We start from the raw sequence: 18,439 nt of genomic DNA, 5'->3' as shown, positions 1-18,439 counted from the left end.
CGCGTCAGGGGCAAATCGGCTAGTTTCGCGGGTATGGAAACAGCGCCGCCGGACAGTCAGGACGAGCTCACTGCTTTGCGCGCACTCGTCGCCGAACAGGCGGCGAAACTTGAGAGCCAGGAAGCCGAGGTCATCAAGCGAGACTCCATAATTGGGCTTCTTCGCGCGCAACTGGAGCTTCTCCGCCATCGGCAGCATGGCGCGTCTTCGGAAAAGATCGACCGGAAGATCGAGCAATTCGAACTGATGCTGGAGGAGATCGAGGCCTCCCGGGCCGAGGCTGAACTGCGCTCCGGGAAAACTCCTCTGCCGGAGTTGGACGATGCGCCGGACAAGCCGAAGCGCAAGCTTCTGCCCGATGGTTTGCCAGCCGAAGAACTGGTCTATGCGGCTCCTTGCAACTGCCCGACCTGCGGTGGCGCTTCATTCCTGAAGGCGCCCGACAGGGTGGTTCAGGTGTTGGAGCACGTGCCGGCGTCGGTTAAGATTGTTCGGCATGTCGAGAAGCGCATGATCTGCAGGGAATGCGATACGACGGTGGCAGGTGAGATGCCGACCTTGCCCATCGAGCGCGGCAAACCCGGGCCGGGACTGCTCGCCCATATCATGATCGCCAAATTCGACGATCACATTCCCCTCTACCGCCTGGCAGAGATGTACGACCGGTTGGGGATAGACATCTCCCGATCCGTAATGGCCGACTGGGTCGGCCGGGTATCTGCATTGCTGACACCACTTGTGCTGTTAATCAGAGCCCATATCGCAGCACTCGACCGAATACATACGGACGATACCCCGGTCGATGTCCTCGACCCCGGGCGGGGCAGGACAAAAACCGGCAGGGTCTGGGTCTACGTCTTTGACGGCAGTGGCTATCAATCCGCCACTCCCGCAGCCATCGCCTATTACTACAGCCCTGACCGCAAGGGCGCGCATCCGGCTGATCACCTGGCAAGCTTCAGCGGCGTCATGCATGCCGACGGCTACGGGGGTTACAAGAAACTCTACGGCAACCAGATCATTGAAGCCGCCTGCATGGCGCATGTGCGCCGCAAGTTCCATGATGTGATCAAGCTGAAGCCTTCTCCGATCGCTGAGGAAGCACTGTCGCGCATCGGCGTTCTCTACGATATCGAGAACCGTATCCGCGGCATGTCGGCTGACGATCGGCGCACCCTGCGTCAACACCATGCCCGGCCCACTCTGGACGAACTCAAAGCCTGGATCGAAGCCACGCTTTCTACGCTGCCACAGAAGCAGAGGCTGGCTGAAGCAATGCGATATGCGCTGTCGCGATGGACCGCCTTGAGCGTCTACATCGACGATGGTCGTGTCGAAATCGACAACAACATCGCTGAACGAGCCATGCGTCCGCTTGGAATCGGAAGGAAGAACTGGCTGTTTGCCGGCTCGGACAAGGGCGGTGAGCGCATCGCCAACATTCTGACCATCATGGAGACGGTCAAACTGCAAGGTCATAATCCGGAGGTCTATCTGGCGGATGTCCTGACCCGGATCCAGGATCACCCCAAAGACCGAATTGAAGACCTGCTGCCCTGGAACTGGGTGCCGGCAAACGCTCGGTGCGAGGCCGCCTGATGGCACGCTCAAGGTTCATCTACACGCTAAGGCAAGTCGCCAGCAAGATCGGCGAAAATCTCGAACTGATCGAGGAAATGACGGCCAAGTCGGACAACATCTCCGAGGGCGAACTGGTTTGCGTTAGCGATGGCACTGAAGATGGCACGAAGGGTCTGACCGAGAATGGCATCGAAGAACTTCAAAGCCTACTCGCCGACATCAGAACGTGGGACGGCGGTATCCGCGAGTTCCTCATCGACACACAGTGCGATCCTGAAATAATCGACCGCATCATGGCCGATGAGATGAAACGCGGCCTATAGCTTCCATCTCTCGACACCCAAAAAATGCGTTCGCCGGACGCTCACGTTGGAATATGGTTGGTGCGAAGAAAAATCGCCTCGACGCCCGTCTTCCTCATCACCGTCGCGACGTGAAGCCTCCGGTCTAAGGCCCTTCTGTCTTCAAAAGCCCTTACAACATCCGACTTCCAACAAACGGGGGTGATCGAGGTGTAATTCATCGATCCGCCGCATCAGCGCCAGGTCGCCAACCGACATAGAGCGCGACAAGTGATAGACGCTGCTACGACTGAAGACGAGAAGTTTCGCCTCGTGGCTGATCGACAATTTGTGCTCAGTTTCCGCGGCAGCTCTTAAGCGTGAAACGACGGCACGCACGCATTGAGGAGACAAAATGGGAAGGCCAATACGCGTGCGAGGGAAAAAATGGATGTTTGGCTTATACCAAGGCAAGTGCACTTCCCGATGAACGCGGTAGTTTTGCCTGGGAGATTTCGTTGACTCAATCACCGCATTCTGGATGGACGCTGAGTTTTTGCTTCTCCTGTGTTGTTAAATTCGCGAACCGAGGTTGCTCTTTCGGCGGTGAAAATGCTACGGGCGTGCTTAGGTAGCGGAGGCAGGCGGGCTTCAAAACGAATGGTAGCGCTACTCTCAGGATCATAATCGCAAGAAATCAGCGTTTGCCGAGGATCTATCTACGAGAGATTCGGTCTTGTTCATTCTCGCTAGACCCACCACAATCGCGCCCGAGCGGCATTGTCTTTTTGCGATTTTAGGTGGTTTCGATTTTGTGTGATTCTGTATGTGCAGAATGTTCCGCAAAATGAAGGCTTTATGTTCTTGGCGTGATCGAGCGATGGAGATGGAGTAAACGATTTTTTCCAGATTACAGAGAACGTGATTTCACAGGTGACGCTGGATTGTTCATGAGATCCGGCGATCTGGCGTACTATCGGACGTTTTTATGGAATGTCCGGCAAGCCGATTTATGTCACGTGATGCCTCGTTCGTTGACACCGCCGCGTTAGACGCAGTATTTCCCCAGCGAAGCGAACCGATCAGGAAGACCGAGTTCAAGAGTTGATATCAAGAAAGTAGACTACGGATGAAAAAAGCGCTTATCACTGGTGTAACGGGTCAAGACGGCTCTTATCTCGCATCGCTTTTGCTTGAAAAAGGCTATGAAGTCCATGGTATCAAAAGGCGATCTTCGATCTTTAACACGGATCGCATCGATCATCTCTATCAGGATCCACACGATGAGGATCGTCGATTTGTTCTCCACTATGGTGACATGACCGATTCTTCTAGTTTGGTAAGGATCATCCAGCAGGTGCAGCCTGACGAAATATACAATCTTGCCGCGCAATCTCATGTGGCGGTTTCCTTTGAGGAGCCGGAATACACGGCCAATTCGGATGCTCTGGGTGCATTGCGCATACTCGAAGCCATTCGAATTTTGAAGCTTGAGAAAAAGACGCGCTTCTATCAAGCTTCGACCTCGGAATTATACGGGTTGGTTCAAGAGATACCGCAGCGAGAGACGACTCCATTTTATCCGCGCTCGCCTTATGCAGTTGCGAAGCTTTACGCTTACTGGATAACGGTCAACTATCGCGAAGCGTATGGCATGTACGCATGTAATGGCATTCTGTTTAATCATGAGAGCCCGGTTCGCGGCGAGACATTCGTAACGCGCAAGATCACGCGCGCGTTGGCCCGCATCAAGCTGGGTCTCCAAGATTGCCTATATCTCGGCAACCTTGATGCGCGACGCGACTGGGGTCACGCGAAAGACTATGTTGAAATGCAGTGGCTGATGCTTCAACAAGAGCAGCCAGAGGATTTCGTGATCGCGACAGGTGTGCAATACAGCGTTCGCGAGTTTGTGGACACCGCCGCCCGCGAAATCGGGATTGTCGTAACATGGAAGGGCGAAGGCGTCGGCGAAAAGGGATATGACGATAGCGGCAAATGCATCGTGTCGGTTGATCCGCGTTATTTCCGACCGACGGAAGTAGAAACATTGCTGGGCGATCCCACCAAAGCGCGGCAGAAACTCGGGTGGACGCCGAAGATCACTTTCAACGAGCTGGTCTCTGAGATGATGTTGGAAGACATGAAGGCGGCGGAGCGCGACGAGCTGGTGAAGCGTCACGGCTTTTCGGCATACGATTATCACGAGTGAAACATGCAAAAAAATGCCAAGATTTATGTCGCAGGCCACCGCGGAATGGTTGGGTCCGCGATCGTTAGGCAGCTTCAGGGAAACGGCTATACAAACATCGTGACGAGGACGCACAATGAGCTCGATTTAGTGAATCAACGGTCGGTGACGGAATTTTTTGCTATCGAGAAGCCGGACTATGTATTCATGGCGGCAGCTAAGGTGGGTGGCATTCACGCGAACAACACTTACCGAGCCGACTTTATCTATGAAAATCTTCTGATAGAGGCCAATGTTATCGGGGCGGCTCACAAAGCCGGCGTCGATCGGATGCTCTTTTTGGGGTCCAGCTGTATTTATCCCCGTGACTGCCCGCAGCCCATCCGGGAGGACTATCTCCTCACTGGGCTACTTGAACAGACGAACGAGCCTTACGCGATCGCCAAAATTGCAGGGGTAAAACTTTGTGATAGCTTTAATGCGCAATACGGGACGCAGTATGTTTCGGCTATGCCCACGAATTTATATGGGCCGAATGACAATTATGACTTGAACAAGAGTCATGTGCTTCCAGCACTCATCCGGAAAGCTCATGAGGCGAAGATGCGTGGAGACACGCAATTTGTGGTCTGGGGCTCCGGTACACCCATGCGAGAATTTCTCTACGTCGACGATATGGCGGAAGCCTGCGTGTACTTGATGGAGAAAGGGATTGCCGCCGGATTGTTCAATATAGGCACGGGTACCGATGTGACCATTCGGGAGCTTGCCGAAATCGTCATGGATGTCGTCGGCTTTACAGGAGAAATCGTATTTGATCGCTCCAAGCCGGACGGCACGCCGCGCAAGCTTCTCAATGTCGACCGCATAAACGAGCTTGGCTGGAAGGCGAAAACGTCACTGCGAGATGGTATTTCAAAGGCCTATGCCGATTTCCGGTCTCAGGGTATCAGCTCCTGATATGACTGCAGCAATTGTCACCGTCGCCGTTCCATCCTTCAATCAAGGGCAGTTTCTGGAGCACGCCCTGCGCTCCATCTTCGAGCAGGACGTACCAGTAGAAGTTTTTGTGATCGACGGCGGTTCGACTGACAATTCGCTGGACGTCATTCGTCGATGGGAGCACCGGCTCGCGGGATGGCGAAGTCATAGTGATCGCGGGCAAGCTGCTGCCATCAACGAAGGGATTGCTAGGGGAAGCGCGCCCTTCGTCTGTTGGCTTAACAGCGACGATTGGTTTCTTCCGGACGGACTGCGTACGCTTTTGGAATCTTGCGACAACAATCCAACGGCACCCGCCGTTTATGGCCGGGCTTGGAATGTGAAAGAAAAGACCGGCTCAAAGCGGCCCATTTGGACCGAACCGTTTTCTGTTGAGCGAATGGCGGTACGTTGCATCGTTTCGCAACCCGCGACCTTGGTGAGACGCTCCTGTTGGGAAGGCGTGAACGGCCTCGACGAAGGTCTCCACATGGTTATGGATTATGACTTGTGGTGGCGGCTTTATCGTTTCGGTGGACCGTTGTGCTATGTCGACAAATTCGTCGCAGTTAACCGGGAACATGAACTCACAAAGACCAGCTCACAGAGGCGACGCCATTACCGGGAAGCCATCACGACCGTGAGAAAGCACTATGGCCGCGTACCGTTAAAATGGTGGCTCGCGCAGCCATATGCCGTCTGGTACAAGGGCCTCTTCAATGTCATCCAGCGATAAATTGGGCGGGATTTGACCAGGAAATTGCAGCAAGCACAAGAGTGGCCGCTTTCAAGACTTGGTGGATATGGATGTCGCTCCACTAGCCGAAATGGAATTGAGAAATGAAATTTTCATTCGTCATCCCGGTTTACAACACTGGTAGCCTTCTGGAGAAATGTGTTGCATCCATCACGGCCAACAGCTTTTCCGATTACGAAATCATTATCATCAATGATGGTTCTACGGATGGTTCCGCGGAGATAATCGAAGGATTGGCGCGGCGTTTTTCGGCTATTCGTCCGCTCAACCAAGCCAATAGCGGGCAAGGTGCTGCGAGAAACGCGGGGGTAAGGGCCGCGCGGGGCGAATATATCTGGTTTGTCGACAGCGACGACTGGTTGCTCGATGGTGCCGTTTCGCGCGTTGCGAAGGTGACGGGCGCGTATTCGCCCGATGTCGTTGTTCTGAACTACGTAAACGCATATGATGATGGTCGCTATATCCCGAGATCCAATATCGCGCCTGAGCTGCTTGGAAAGGTCATAAAGCCAGCCGAAAAAGAAAATGTGTTCGCCTCTGTGTCCTGCTGGAATACGCCTCCCTGGCGCCTGGTTTGCAAGAGGCAACTGCTTCTCGATCACCGCATCGTATTCGCAGAGGGTGTCTTCTACGAGGATCACCCCTTCGCGATTCACTTGATGTTGGTAGCGGAGCAGGTTTTCATCTATCCTCCAGCTTCCTATGCATATTTCCAGCGTCCCGGCTCGACCACGCACGCCAATGACCGCAAAGCGTTCGACTTTCTGACGGTTCGGCAGCTGTCCATCGACCTTTTCAAGCGTTTTGGCAAATTCGAAGAGTTCAGCGAACTGGCCTCTTCTTATGTCTCGCCCCGCAACTTCTACGACGCGCATGTCGCGGAGCCGTTCCGCCAGGAATTTGTCGAGCGTCTGGGAAAACTGATTACGCCTGAAGACCAAGCCTTGCTTGAAAAGTTGGGCGATCCGGTTCGCATAGATTTCGTTCGCGGCGCTATTGCCGGCCGCTTGCCGAAGCCGGAAAAGGCAACCATGCGTCGGATCAAGCTTTTGATGTCGACCGAGGGGCGCACTCGTTTGCGTCTTGCCCTTAGGACTCGCGTGATTGGGTTGTTACGGCGCTTTTTGCGTAAAACACGGTCTTTTGGATTACAGGCACGTCAGCTTATCGAAGCAGGCCATGTTCCCGCTCTGAACTACCGTCTGGGGACCGGTTCCAGACTTGAGCATGCGCGGGTCGATGTCCGTCTTCAATCTGAACAACGTGATTACCTCGTGGTTGGAAATCACAGTCTCGTTGGCGGCAGCTACGTTTTCGAACGGGGTGTTGGCACTATCTCGATCGGGGACTTCAGTTCCGTTGGGCACGGGACGATGATGATCTGTACCCAGCCGGGAGGCATAAAAATCGGTAATCAAGTTTTGATTTCCTGGGATGTGACCGTCATCGATAGCAATTCCCATCCGCTCGATCCAGAGTTGAGGGCCGGCGACGCTTTCGATTGGTTATTAGGCATAGAGGCGGGCCACTACGGCGCATTTAAGGACTGGCAGGATGTCGCGGCTGCGCCGATCATCATTGAAGATCGTGCATGGATCGGATTTGGTTCAACGATCATGAAGGGTGTTACTATTGGCAGGGGCGCGATTGTCGCATCGAGATCTGTTGTAACCAAGGATGTCGCCCCGTTCACTATCGTCGGAGGAAATCCAGCGTCTTTCATTTCTTACGTGCCGCGCGGTGAGTGGAGTTGGGAAGATACGCTGGCGGCAGCGCATGGCGACCCAGCGATGCGAGATACACTGCGGCACAGCTACATCCATAAAGATTATGGCGACACGCTCCATAGATACCGTCATAGTGAGGAGTTTCGGGAGTTGGCCCGGATAGTCGCCGATCGGCACGAGCAACCTGCTCGCATTCTGGACGTAGGCGCCGGGAATGGTGTTTGTTCTGTAGCCTTTGCGCTTGAAAAACACGAGGTTGTTGCTATCGAGCCAGGGGAGGGGCCGATAGGCGGCATTGATGCCGTTGGGACAATGGCCAAGCACGGCGCTTGGATTGATCCAACGATATCTGACAGATTGAGTTGGGAAAGAGCTGACATTCTTACATATCACACAGAAAAGCACTTCGATGCAGTCATATGCCGTCAGGCCCTGCATCATTTTTCAGATCCATACCTTGCTGTTGAAAATATTTTCAATCTGCTCAAACCGGGCGGAACTGCTCTCTTCGTCCGGGAGCACGTTGTTTTCGACGCCGATGACAAACAGGCATTTTTGAAAGGCCATCCGTTTCAAAAATTCTATGGCGGTGAAAATGCCTACTCTGTGGAAGAGTATATTGATTTCATCAAGAAGAGCGGTCTGGTCGTTGAGAAAGTGCTCAAGTTTGGTGATAGCCCTATCAACTACGAACCGCATTCTCGCGAAATTGCACAGGAGTTGGATGAGCGCGATATCGCCGGACGTCCCTACACTTTTGTCGCAGTCAAACCTGAGCGGTCGAAATGAAAACGTTGATCGTCGGAGCGCGCGGCTTTATAGGCTCGCACCTAACAGAGTATATGGCCAACTTCGGTGAGGTTATAGCTGTAAGCTTATCTTCGCTTCAGGGCGGTGAACGGAAGCAACAACTCACACAATTATTTGCGAGTATCCAGCCCGACATTTGCGTGAATTGTTCGGGGGCAGCCCATGTTCCAAGCTCATTCAGTAATCCTCTTAACGACTTTGAGATGAATACCGCGAGCGTTTATCAAATGTTGGCTGCGATACGGCAGGAGAGTCCAGGGACTCGGTTCGTTCATCTGTCGAGTGCGGCGGTTTATGGAAGCCCTGTCACACTTCCCATAGCGGAAAGTGCGCCGCTGAACCCCGTATCGCCTTACGGCTACCATAAATTAGCAGCTGAACAGTTTTGCCAAGAGTTTTCAAGCATCTATGGCATCAAGACTGTATCATTGCGGATTTTTTCCGCCTACGGACCGGGCCTGCGGAAGCAGCTTCTTTGGGATACCTACTGCAAATGGCGGGATTCCACTGAAGTCAAACTGTTTGGCACAGGCGACGAGACGCGGGACTTCATCTTCATCGATGATGTCTGCGAAGCCATACGGGCGGTGGTGGAGAGAGCCGGATTTGGCGGTGAAAGCATCAATATTGCGAGCGGAACGGCCATTTCCATCCGTGAAATTGTCACATTGCTATTGAAGGAACTGGGTGGCGCGCACCAGGCCAATTTTGTAGGTCAGAAACGCGAGGGCGATCCGGATTCTTGGTGCGCCAATATTACAACGCTGAAAGCCCTAGGCTTCGAAAACAGAACATCACTCATTGATGGGATCAAGGCGACTGCCCAATGGTTAAAAGAACAAGAATAATAATTCCATTTAACTACGATGAGGGTTGGACCGGAGGGAATTATTATATTTCCAACTTGGTTTCATCGCTGAACAGCGTTCCGGCAATCCGGCAGCCGGAAGTTTACATTCTAAGTCACAACCGTGCATCGTTCGATTTTGTCGCTCAATCCTCCAACTATCCCAGGTTGCGCTGGATCTCGTCGCTAATGATGAGCGACATCGACGGCGGTTTGTTTAAGAGGTTGCGGATTCTGTCGAAATTGCTGCCGCGTTTCGTCAAAAGGAAGATCACGTATGATGCGATCTTTCCGTTTCCCATCGATACGAAAGAGCGGCGCAAGACTATTTGCTGGATCCCGGATTTTCAGGAGAGGGCACTTCCGCATCTCTTTTCGAAAGAGGAACTCGCATATCGAACGGAACAGCATCTGTATTATATTAATAATTTCGATAATATATTATTCAGCAGCCATGCGGCGAAAGACGATTTCGAAAAATATTATCCAGACGCAAAAAATACAAAACATGTTATGCAATTCGCCGTTGCAAATGTGCCTGATAGTCGAGATCATGTATCGGTACTTAAGCGTCTTCAGCTTCCTGACACTTTCTTCTATTGCCCAAATCAGTTCTGGATGCACAAGAACCATAAGTTGGTGATCGAGGCTGTGCATTTGCTGGCGCAGGAGGGGATAGAGATCACGGTCGCTTTCTCGGGGAAGGAGCTTGATCGTCGAGATCCAATGCATGTAACGAATCTGAAGACCCGGGTCGCCGAGCTTGGACTTACTGAGCGGATTAAATTTCTCGGCTTTATCAGCAAGGAAGACCAATATGTTCTGATCGAGCGGGCCAACGCCTTGTTGCAGCCGTCGCTCTTCGAAGGCTGGTCCACCGTCGTGGAAGAAGCGAAGTCGAAGTCTCAATTCATTATCGCGTCGGACATTGCCGTTCACCGCGAGCAGCTTTTCGAGAATGCCCTCTTCTTCGATCCGCACAATCCGAGCGATCTGGCGAAGGCTATTAAGCAACGCCTCGCTGATCCTGGTGAGAATATCCCGATCGACTACGCTGCACGCAGACGCGAATTCGCTGAGAACTTTATAAATATCGTCACGAATGTAAGCGGAGGCGTTTGAATGTCGATAGGACTTGGAGGGAGAGGAAATCCGCTCGCATTATTGATACAGGCTAAGCGATATCGGAGCTTGATCTACAGCTTGGTGCATCGTGACATCACGATGCGCTTCAGGCAGTCCGCGTTCAGCTTTCTCTGGCTTGTACTGCAACCCTTGTTTCTTCTGCTCGTTTATTCGTTTGTCTTTCAAGTCGTCATGCGCGTGCGATGGCAAGATGCCGCGTTTTCGAACGGCAATGTTCCGGTAGGGCTTATTCTGTTTACTGGGCTAAGTGTGTACACCTTGCTAGCGGACGCACTGATCCGGTGCCCAGCCATCATTTCGAGCAGTACCTCGTATGTGAAAAAGGTTGTTTTTCCCCTAGCTCTTTTGCCCATGATCGTCGTTTTCAGCGCGCTTGTTCTCGCCGCTATCGCTCTGGCACTCGTCGTATTGATTTCGATCGGCTTTATCGGTCACGTATCGATGTGGACTCCGCTGATCATCGTCCCCTTGCTTGCCTTGGCCTGCATGGCGCTCGGAATTGGTTGGTACATGGCGGCGCTGGGTGTGTATTTCAGAGATATCAATCAGATAACGCCGTTCCTAAGCACAATCCTGCTCTTCACCGCCCCTATCTGTTATCCGAAGACTATGGTGCCTGAACAATTCGGCCGGCTGTTGCGATTCAATCCGCTTACCATTCCGGTCGAAACCATTCGCGCTATGATTTTCGGCGGCGATTTTAGTTTCAACGCTCTTGGCATCTATTGCCTGATGGCTGCCGTAATTATGGTCACGGGATATCTCTTCTTCCAGAAATTGAGAGTAGGTTTTGCAGATGTCCTATGAGACGGCGATTATCTGCCGTGGAGTTTCGAAGAGTTACGGTCTCTATAACAGCAGCGCTCAGCGGCTTCGAAGTCTGATTTTCGGCGCTAGCCATATCAAGCGCTTCACCGCTTTGCATTCGCTCGATATTGAGATCAAAAAAGGGGAGTTCTTTGGAATTATCGGACGTAACGGAAGCGGTAAATCGACCCTCCTTCAGATGATATCGGGTATTATACCCCCAACGAGCGGGCATATTCATGTCAACGGTCGCGTAGGGGCTATGCTGGAACTCGGCGCTGGATTCAATCCAGAGTTTACGGGCCGTGAAAATGCACGCCTCAATGCGCAGATACTCGGTCTATCGAATGCAGACATAACCGCAGCGATGCCTGAAATCGAAAAGTTCGCGGATATCGGGGACTTTATCGACCGACCCGTCATGACGTATTCGAGTGGTATGTTCGTCCGGCTAGCCTTCGCAGTCCAGACCGCGATCAACCCGGATATCCTGATCATCGACGAGGCTCTTGCCGTTGGCGACATTTTTTTCCGCATAAAGTGCTATGACCGCCTCAACGCACTTAAAGCGAACGGCACGACTGTAATCCTGGTAACGCATAGCTCGGAAGACATAATGTATTACTGTGATCGTGCGTTGCTACTCGATCACGGCAACGCACTCTTCTGTGGTGACCCCACCGACGCTGTCAACCGTTACTACGAGCTTGGGCATATGAGTGCTCCAGCTCAGTCAAAAGAAGTGACTGCTTGGATCGGTGAAGGCGACGAGGAAATGGACGCCGAGAGGGCTATGCTACCCGCTACATGGCCAAATGGCGGCTTTTCCAGTGTAGCGCCCGATCGTCAGACAGGGGATGGAAAAGTCGTTTGTACCGCCATTCGAATGCAGGACGATGCGGGCCAGGCAAAGAACGTATTTCGTCAGGGTGATACGATGCATTTGCTTGCCGAATATCGGGCACAGAGTGATATCGGATCACCTTGTGGCGGGTTTGTCGTGCGAACGGACAAGGGCGTGGTCGTTCATGGGCGCCACACGGCTCAGACCAATGCCGCTGTACCGAGGTCGATCCCCAATGGCGCTGCGGTTAGGGTGGTTCATGAGCTTAAGCTAGACGTATCGGTAGGCGAGTATGTAGTCGATTTGGGATTTTCCAGTTTTCCGCCAGATGTTTATGCCAGGCAGAATGCCATTCCGGCCATCGAGTTGGAGGGTACGGCCGCACGGCATAGTGTGATTACAGCGGCGACCAGCTTCTCGGTGGTGGGAAAAACTGGCGGTGGCTACACCGCGCAGCCATTTTACGGTCTGGCGGGCATTCCGTCACAATCGCATTTGGCTGTCGCGAGGAAGGGCTCGGATGCATAGCCAGCAGCGTAGGGATTCACGGTTTGTCGCCCGTCTAAAGCAGAAACTGGGTATCTCGCTTGGGCTATTTTATCTTTATGAGGCCCGACCGTTGAACGGGGTGCGCACATGTGTTTTGCCCGTTGCCGAGCAGGCGAGGCTGACATTTTCCCTCGTGACGCCATCCTATAATCAAGGGCGTTATATCGGCGAAACAATCAGCAGTGTTCTTTCTCAAAGTTATCCGCTTCTCGAATATGTCATCCAAGACTCGCTCTCAGCGGATGAGACGCCTGAGGTGATTGGATCTTTCCATGATCCACGCTTAAAGGCCTTCTACGAAAAGGACACTGGTCAGGCCAATGCGATAAATCGTGGTTTCCTCCGCACGAGCGGAGACATCATGGCCTACCTAAATTCCGACGATCTTCTTCTTCCGGATGCCTTGACACAGGTGGCCGCGTATTTTGAGGCCAATCCGGATGTCGATGCGCTCTATGCAGATCGCCTCATAATCGATGAGCAGAGTAACGTCATCGGCCACTGGCGGCTACCGGCCCATAGTTCGGCAGTAACGCGCGTGGTCGACTACGTGCCGCAGGAAACCTTATTCTGGCGCCGTAGCCTATGGGAACAGGCGGGCGGAAAATTGGACGATACCTTGCAATTCGCGATGGACTGGGATCTCGTGCTGAAATTCCAGGCTGTTGGCGCGAATATCGTTCATATTCCTGTTTTTACAGGTGCCTTCAGGGTTCATGCCTCCCAAAAGACACAGGCGGCACTCACAGCCGGCAAGCAGGAAATGCGGCACGTTCGGAATCGCTATACCAGTCGTTCGGCACGGTATTTCCTGTTTCCGCTGCACATACTCTATTTGTTTCGGCATGTAAGGCTGGATGCCGGACCGCTCGAATGAGCGAGCGGCTTAAACGATTTCTTAGTTGAAAATACTGGTAGGGGGCGGAATATGCCTGAGTTCGACATCACGGTCGTTATCCCGACGTTCAAGGCTGAAAAGACTGTCGGACAATGTTTGGAGTCCGTTCTTTCCCAGCAGGGCGTGTCCACGGAGATCATCGTCGTTGATGGAGGATCTCGGGACGCGACAGTCTCCATCGTGCAGGGCTTTTCATCAGCAAATCTTACAATTATTTCCGAACCCGATCGAGGCATCTACGATGCGATCAACAAGGGTGTTTCGCGCGCGCAAGGCGGAATGATCGGTGTTCTTGGCGCGGACGACGTCTACAAACCGAACATACTTTCGGTCGTGAAGGAAAATGCTTCGCGAGGGGCAGAGATCGTTGCAGGCTTGACCCTGATCGACGGGCAATTGCGGGCGGATGAACAATATAGGCCGGCGGCGTTGATCAGCGGCATTCCGTTTGGTCACAACGCAATGTTCGCTTCTCGCGAGGCTTATCGGGCGGTTGGGTTGTATGATCTAGCCTACCGAATTTGTGCCGATGCAGAGTGGGTTCATCGCGCGATCAAATCGGATATATCATGCCGCAAGGTTGAGCAGGTCTTCGTCGAGTTTGGAACGGAGGGCACGTCGTCCACCAATCCGGAAGAAATCATAGCGGAGGCGTGCAGTGTCATTCAGCGTAACTTTCCCTTTCTGTTGAAAGAGGAAGCGAAATATCTTCTGTATGGCGTGAGGGGCTGGGGGGAAACTAGTAGGATTGAGCAGATACTGCAAAAATATGGCCACGAGTCCGTACTTTTTGCAACTGCGCTGCAGGAAGCCTTTCCTGCAATAGAGACAGAAGCCGCAGGCAGGCACCGATATCTTGGGCGCCTTCGAAACATAATTTCACGGTTTTTTTGAAATCAATGCAAGTCACACTCTATGACGCTGGCTGCCGGAATTTGCTATCGGCTTCGCGATCGACACCTAAGCCTAGAGCTTAAAAAAGCGATTGATCTTCGCCGCCTTATCCATCTCCTTGCGTCGGAAATAAATCGCTCTTCCGCAGCGAATAGGACGGTGGCCCTGGACAATGATGATCTGCTCATCCTTGCGCATAGACTGGGTGATTTCGTGCGGCATGATCAGCGGTCGACGCTGGAAACTGATGCTTTCGGATTCGCGGGTGCTGCTATTGGAATTGCTCCAGCCGACATTGCGCGAACGTCCCCGGACTTCGACGGTCATCTCTCCGCAATGGGCGGACACGTTGCGTGCTGTATCGAGCGCCTTGATTGCGGCGTAGGATGTGAAGGCGCAGCCTTCGACCCAGGAAGTCGCTCCGTCCTTGCCGAAATGACGCTCGAGCTGGCCGACGGATTGGTACATCAACATCAGTGTGACGCCATACTTACGCCCGCGGTCGCGCGCTTCTTCAAGAATACGCATGTAGCCCAGTAGATCGACCTCATCGAGCATGAAGAGCGCTCGGTGGCGGAAGTCCCCGTCGACCCGTGCCATGGCATTGATCAGCGAGCCGGTGATGACCCGGCCAATGCCCGGATAGGAGCGGAGGATCGATGCAGGGATGTTGAGGAAGACATCCTTCCGTCCGGAAGCGATATCGCTCGATTTGAACGCATTGCCGCAGACCAACGCGGCATAATTGTCAAGCGACAGCCATTGCGTATCCTTGGATGCGGTCGAATATACCCCGGAGAAGGTCTGCTCCGTCATGTTGGTGAAGACGCCGAGGGTCTCGCGGATAAAGGCGGACGCGGAATTTTCATGGATGTCGCGCAACATGGCGAGCACCGACGGTTCCGGTTCGGATACGATCAGCCGCAGGCTACGCAAGTTTCGGCGGTCGGCGTAATCAGGCGATAGCATGACATGTGCCAGAAGCCCAGTTAGCAGATTGTGCGCCTGGTTCTGGAAATAGGAGCCAGTCGCGGTGTCGAAGCGTAGGCTTTCCGATAAAAGCATATGGGCGATCCCAACGATGTCCTCCTCCTTACGCGTCGATCTCTCGATCCCATCAAGAACGTTGAAGCCCATGACTGGGTTGGTTGGGTCGAGTACCATGACTTCGCGGCCGAGCACATGGGCGCGATGCTCGAGAACCATCGGTGCGACTTCCGTCGATGGATCGAGACAGATCAACGGCCCTCTGTAGCGCAGTGCCGTCGGGATGACGTTGCTGGTCGTCTTGAAGCCGCCGGAGCCTGCGAAGAATAACATATGGGTGGAATCGAAATTCTGATTGAAGGTCATGAGTGGAGCCTTGCCACCTTGCCCCCAAGTTCCGTGATCGTTCGGGTCAAAAGGCAACTTATGCACGCGATCACGGTCGACGCGGTAGCGCTCGCCGATAACAATCTCTCCGTCCGAGGGGAAGAGCTTAGCGACTTCTGGCGTGGGCAGCCAATCGGCATCGCCGAAAATGCCGCGCTTGGCGCGCTTGATCGGATCGGGAACGACCATGGAGAGGCGCGCGGAAATTGCGACAATACCAAATCCGAGAATGGTTCCGGCAACAGCAAAGGCGTCGAGATAAGTGAGCGCCTCGCTCCATATGACGGCGCCACTCTCCACCCACGGAACCAGGCGGCCATATTCCCGCAGGACGTAAAAGCCCGCCACGCATAAAAAGCAAAGAAGGCTCGCAAAAGCGATCGGCCGGCGGCGATGCAGCGGCAATGCCGAAACCGTCAGAAGTGAGACTATAGGTCCGAGAAGGAGATTGGGAAGAGGACCCGCTCGCAAGAACCAATAGGCGATTCGTGACGGCATGCCGATCGCCAAATCTTGCCATTGCCGTGCAGTGATATAGAGCGTCAACGTTGTGACTGTGATCGGCACTAGTATGAGAAGCAAACTCGGATGTATTCTGTCCTTCAGCGCCATTAGGAAGCCTTCTCAGGCGGTCGTGTATCCGGTTCGTGATAAGGCATTTTTGAACACCGTCGTTCTAATCTGCTGACGATCTGCTTACTGAGCCGAACCGGCTCGGGTGTCTGCTCAAATCTTCTGCTCGACCGCCGGACAGCGCACTGAGCGCGCAACATTATGACGGCGATGTTGAGAGCATTGATGCATTTGGTTCGCGCCCACGCGATCGTGGCGGCGAGCAACATCAAGTGCCGCAATGGCACCAATCCAATTGCCAACCTCCAACCGATATCTCTGAACTAATGCTCCCGACGATGTGACGGCAAGTGTGTCGGTTCAAGACCTACGGGGAACCATTCGATTGCCTTATTGGAGATGGCCGCGAGTTCTGCGAGGCTACCTTCCAGAAGCGTTCGAATTCCGTAAAAAATGACGAGGTCTCGGGCAAAAATGCGAACGAATAAACCGTCGTGGGTTGGCCGTATGATGACACAAGCGTCGCCGAAGTTGAGAAACCTGCCGGCTCCGTCGGTGACTGAAGATCTACTACCATCCCGAATTTGCGTGCACGCCCTCTCAGCAATCATATCCGCAGCGCTGACAATTGGGTCTCCCTCCTTGCAGTCGAACCTTTTTTCTAGCCCATTGGAGATTATGGAAGGGCATAGCTCGGCGGCGCGTCCGCAAATCTGCTCAAGCCATATAACGGGATCCGGTAAGGTGACGCAGGCTTGGGCAGTATATTTCAGTATTTCTATCCGATCTGCCTTTATCTTGGCCTTGGGGCTAATTTCCCAGGCCTCATTCAGAATGATGGTGATTGGGTCGATCATGAATCTGTTCCTCGTTCGGCGAGCGCCTCGTTGATCGCATGTCCCAACCCTTCAATTTCCCGAATGTCGTGCCTGGCGGTAGGGCAGACCCGCAAGCCGGCCTTTCTCTTTGCGACCGTAGGAAAGAAGATAGCCGAGGTGTAGTAACCTTTGTTGAGAATATGGGTCGCGGCACGAATTGATTGTCTTTCGTCGCCGAACTCTATGGTGCGGATTGGCAGCTTTGAGCCGGCTTGCTCGCTGGGAACCATCCTGTCGAGAATAGCTAACCGTTCCGCAAGCGCATCCTGGCGCAACTTGAGCTCACCAGTGCGGTGCAGCGCCTGAGACGCCATGGCAGCGCCGATTGCCGCTAAATTAAGCGACGCGGAAAAGGCGTAGGCGATCGAGAAGCGCCGGAACAAATCTTCCTGTCGAGGAGTGCCGAGCATCAGCAAGCCGCCCGATGCTCCAAAGCCTTTGCCGAGCGATGCGGCAATGATTGTGCGCTCACCAAGGGCTGCGCCGACTTGGGACCGTACAAATCCCTCCCCAGACTTTCCGAATAAGGAAATGCCATGGGCATCGTCGATATAAAGAAATAGGCCATACCGATCCTGGAGTGCTAGAAGGTCTGCAATCGGCGCGCTGCCGCCCATTGAATAGACGCCATCGCAGACATAGGCTACGCGATCGTTGCGCCGGCAAATATCCTCAAGTGCGTTCAGATCGTTATGAGCAATCGTTTCGACCGGTGTTTCATCGGCGACGACCGGTTTGTGAAGCGCAAGCGTCGCATGCGCTAATCGGTCGAAAACGACCGTCGGTCTTTTGTTGTCAGTGAGGTATCCAGAGGCGAGGAGCGGCAGAGCCCCCATATTGGCGGCGAGGACGGTCGTGTAGGTTATAACCCGTGCGGCAAATAAGTCGGAAAGAGCTTCTTCCAATTCGCCTAGCAGGCTGAAATTAAGCCTCGTTCTTGCGCAGGACCAATGGAGCGCCTTGTATCGCTGCACCGCCTCTATTGCGCCTTCGAGGATAAGCGGATGATTGTCGAGGCCCAGATAAGAGCAGCGAACGAAGTCAATCACTTTTCTCTTCTGACGCACAGTGGGCAACAACACGGAGCGATCGTCATCCGGGTTCGCGTAAAGTGCCATGACTCCCTCCTGCTCGGCAGCAGCAAGATTTTGATCCGCGGAAGCGATCACGCTGAGTGTATTGCGATAGGATCGCGACAAAGCTTTGGCGGTGCGCGAATGACGATCATCGCTCATGGGAACATCCAATTGTTGGTAGCGGAACAGCGACACAGCAGAAAATGGACATCTGCCGCAGCACAT

Annotated in this window: 15 protein-coding genes and 3 pseudogenes; 14 read left to right on the top strand and 4 right to left on the bottom strand. The window is 53.4% G+C overall.

From position 1 onward, the window contains the following. Nucleotides 1-33: 33 nt before the first annotated feature. Nucleotides 34-1,599 carry an IS66 family transposase gene (gene tnpC / locus PH558_RS13225; protein ID WP_285204822.1) on the top strand — a complete coding sequence of 522 codons (1,566 nt, stop codon included), beginning with the start codon at nucleotides 34-36 and terminating at the stop codon, nucleotides 1,597-1,599. Beyond that, on the top strand, nucleotides 1,599-1,904 hold the full coding sequence (locus tag PH558_RS34245) for a hypothetical protein (protein ID WP_350223810.1): 306 nt from the start codon (nucleotides 1,599-1,601) through the stop codon (nucleotides 1,902-1,904). Before tnpC ends, PH558_RS34245 begins: the two co-directional genes overlap by 1 nt. Nucleotides 1,905-1,960: 56 nt before the next feature. Here PH558_RS34245 and PH558_RS13210 read toward each other — a convergent pair. Further along, nucleotides 1,961-2,216, bottom strand: a pseudogene (locus PH558_RS13210) (IS3 family transposase); the annotation flags it as partial. Between the two features lie 775 nt (nucleotides 2,217-2,991). Between PH558_RS13210 and gmd the strand changes: the two are divergent. The 12 genes and pseudogenes from gmd to PH558_RS13160 all read left to right on the top strand — a co-directional run bounded on the left by gmd (nucleotide 2,992) and on the right by PH558_RS13160 (nucleotide 14,313). Beyond that, entirely contained in the window at nucleotides 2,992-4,074 is a 1,083-nt protein-coding gene (gmd, locus tag PH558_RS13205; protein WP_285204818.1) for a GDP-mannose 4,6-dehydratase, read from the top strand. A 3-nt stretch (nucleotides 4,075-4,077) separates the two neighbouring features. Further along, on the top strand, nucleotides 4,078-5,013 hold the full coding sequence (gene fcl / locus PH558_RS13200) for a GDP-L-fucose synthase (protein WP_285204817.1): 936 nt from the start codon (nucleotides 4,078-4,080) through the stop codon (nucleotides 5,011-5,013). Between the two features lies 1 nt (nucleotide 5,014). Continuing rightward, nucleotides 5,015-5,770, top strand: coding sequence for a glycosyltransferase family 2 protein (locus tag PH558_RS13195; RefSeq protein WP_285204816.1), 756 nt, complete (start codon nucleotides 5,015-5,017; stop codon nucleotides 5,768-5,770). A gap of 104 nt (nucleotides 5,771-5,874) precedes the next feature. Next, a pseudogene (locus tag PH558_RS34385) lies at nucleotides 5,875-6,258 on the top strand (glycosyltransferase family 2 protein); the annotation flags it as partial. 1,107 nt (nucleotides 6,259-7,365) lie between these two features. After that, nucleotides 7,366-7,515, top strand: a pseudogene (locus PH558_RS34380) (acyltransferase); the annotation flags it as partial. Between the two features lie 66 nt (nucleotides 7,516-7,581). Continuing rightward, nucleotides 7,582-8,307, top strand: coding sequence for a class I SAM-dependent methyltransferase (locus PH558_RS34375; RefSeq protein WP_483314154.1), 726 nt, complete (start codon nucleotides 7,582-7,584; stop codon nucleotides 8,305-8,307). Then, nucleotides 8,304-9,176, top strand: coding sequence for an NAD-dependent epimerase/dehydratase family protein (locus tag PH558_RS13185; RefSeq protein WP_285204814.1), 873 nt, complete (start codon nucleotides 8,304-8,306; stop codon nucleotides 9,174-9,176). Before PH558_RS34375 ends, PH558_RS13185 begins: the two co-directional genes overlap by 4 nt. Then, nucleotides 9,155-10,297, top strand: a complete 1,143-nt coding sequence (locus PH558_RS13180) for a glycosyltransferase family 4 protein (protein WP_285204813.1) — start codon at nucleotides 9,155-9,157, stop codon at nucleotides 10,295-10,297. The genes PH558_RS13185 and PH558_RS13180 overlap by 22 nt, the downstream gene beginning before the upstream one ends. Next, on the top strand, nucleotides 10,298-11,128 hold the full coding sequence (locus tag PH558_RS13175) for an ABC transporter permease (RefSeq protein ID WP_285204812.1): 831 nt from the start codon (nucleotides 10,298-10,300) through the stop codon (nucleotides 11,126-11,128). Further along, entirely contained in the window at nucleotides 11,118-12,500 is a 1,383-nt protein-coding gene (locus PH558_RS13170; protein WP_285204809.1) for an ABC transporter ATP-binding protein, read from the top strand. The genes PH558_RS13175 and PH558_RS13170 overlap by 11 nt, the downstream gene beginning before the upstream one ends. Continuing rightward, entirely contained in the window at nucleotides 12,493-13,398 is a 906-nt protein-coding gene (locus PH558_RS13165; protein ID WP_285204805.1) for a glycosyltransferase family 2 protein, read from the top strand. Before PH558_RS13170 ends, PH558_RS13165 begins: the two co-directional genes overlap by 8 nt. A 51-nt stretch (nucleotides 13,399-13,449) precedes the next feature. Beyond that, nucleotides 13,450-14,313, top strand: a complete 864-nt coding sequence (locus tag PH558_RS13160) for a glycosyltransferase family 2 protein (RefSeq protein ID WP_285204803.1) — start codon at nucleotides 13,450-13,452, stop codon at nucleotides 14,311-14,313. 72 nt (nucleotides 14,314-14,385) lie between these two features. Here PH558_RS13160 and traG read toward each other — a convergent pair whose 3' ends face one another. The 3 genes from traG to PH558_RS13145 form a co-directional block, all read right to left on the bottom strand. Next, nucleotides 14,386-16,299 (bottom strand): Ti-type conjugative transfer system protein TraG, encoded by a 1,914-nt coding sequence (gene traG / locus PH558_RS13155; RefSeq protein ID WP_285204796.1) that lies wholly within the window; start codon nucleotides 16,297-16,299, stop codon nucleotides 14,386-14,388. Nucleotides 16,300-16,583: 284 nt separating this feature from the next. Then, complete coding sequence (rctB, locus tag PH558_RS13150; RefSeq protein ID WP_285204795.1) at nucleotides 16,584-17,117, bottom strand: SMa0974 family conjugal transfer regulator; 534 nt, start codon at nucleotides 17,115-17,117, stop codon at nucleotides 16,584-16,586. Further along, a complete protein-coding gene (locus tag PH558_RS13145) occupies nucleotides 17,114-18,373 on the bottom strand; it encodes an 8-amino-7-oxononanoate synthase family protein (RefSeq protein ID WP_285204794.1) in 1,260 nt (419 codons plus the stop codon). Before PH558_RS13145 ends, rctB begins: the two co-directional genes overlap by 4 nt. Between the last annotated feature and the right edge of the window lie 66 nt (nucleotides 18,374-18,439).

The organism is Rhizobium pantanalense, from assembly GCF_030182525.1.
Classification (GTDB): Bacteria; Pseudomonadota; Alphaproteobacteria; order Rhizobiales; family Rhizobiaceae; genus Rhizobium.
The sequence above is the reverse complement of the archived record's forward strand: the minus strand, read 5'-3'. Positions and strand labels throughout refer to the sequence as shown.

What these genes read in the sequence shown, in the direction of transcription:
- tnpC (WP_285204822.1), top strand. Translation starts at nt 34, where the DNA reads ATGGAAACAGCGCCGCCGGACAGTCAGGACGAGCTCACTGCTTTGCGC.
- PH558_RS13145 (WP_285204794.1), bottom strand. Translation starts at nt 18,373, where the DNA reads ATGAGCGATGATCGTCATTCGCGCACCGCCAAAGCTTTGTCGCGATCC.
- PH558_RS34245 (WP_350223810.1), top strand. Translation starts at nt 1,599, where the DNA reads ATGGCACGCTCAAGGTTCATCTACACGCTAAGGCAAGTCGCCAGCAAG.
- PH558_RS13160 (WP_285204803.1), top strand. Translation starts at nt 13,450, where the DNA reads ATGCCTGAGTTCGACATCACGGTCGTTATCCCGACGTTCAAGGCTGAA.
- traG (WP_285204796.1), bottom strand. Translation starts at nt 16,299, where the DNA reads ATGGCGCTGAAGGACAGAATACATCCGAGTTTGCTTCTCATACTAGTG.
- fcl (WP_285204817.1), top strand. Translation starts at nt 4,078, where the DNA reads ATGCAAAAAAATGCCAAGATTTATGTCGCAGGCCACCGCGGAATGGTT.
- PH558_RS13165 (WP_285204805.1), top strand. Translation starts at nt 12,493, where the DNA reads ATGCATAGCCAGCAGCGTAGGGATTCACGGTTTGTCGCCCGTCTAAAG.
- PH558_RS13175 (WP_285204812.1), top strand. Translation starts at nt 10,298, where the DNA reads ATGTCGATAGGACTTGGAGGGAGAGGAAATCCGCTCGCATTATTGATA.
- rctB (WP_285204795.1), bottom strand. Translation starts at nt 17,117, where the DNA reads ATGATCGACCCAATCACCATCATTCTGAATGAGGCCTGGGAAATTAGC.
- PH558_RS13195 (WP_285204816.1), top strand. Translation starts at nt 5,015, where the DNA reads ATGACTGCAGCAATTGTCACCGTCGCCGTTCCATCCTTCAATCAAGGG.
- PH558_RS13170 (WP_285204809.1), top strand. Translation starts at nt 11,118, where the DNA reads ATGTCCTATGAGACGGCGATTATCTGCCGTGGAGTTTCGAAGAGTTAC.
- PH558_RS34375 (WP_483314154.1), top strand. Translation starts at nt 7,582, where the DNA reads ATGCGAGATACACTGCGGCACAGCTACATCCATAAAGATTATGGCGAC.
- gmd (WP_285204818.1), top strand. Translation starts at nt 2,992, where the DNA reads ATGAAAAAAGCGCTTATCACTGGTGTAACGGGTCAAGACGGCTCTTAT.
- PH558_RS13185 (WP_285204814.1), top strand. Translation starts at nt 8,304, where the DNA reads ATGAAAACGTTGATCGTCGGAGCGCGCGGCTTTATAGGCTCGCACCTA.
- PH558_RS13180 (WP_285204813.1), top strand. Translation starts at nt 9,155, where the DNA reads ATGGTTAAAAGAACAAGAATAATAATTCCATTTAACTACGATGAGGGT.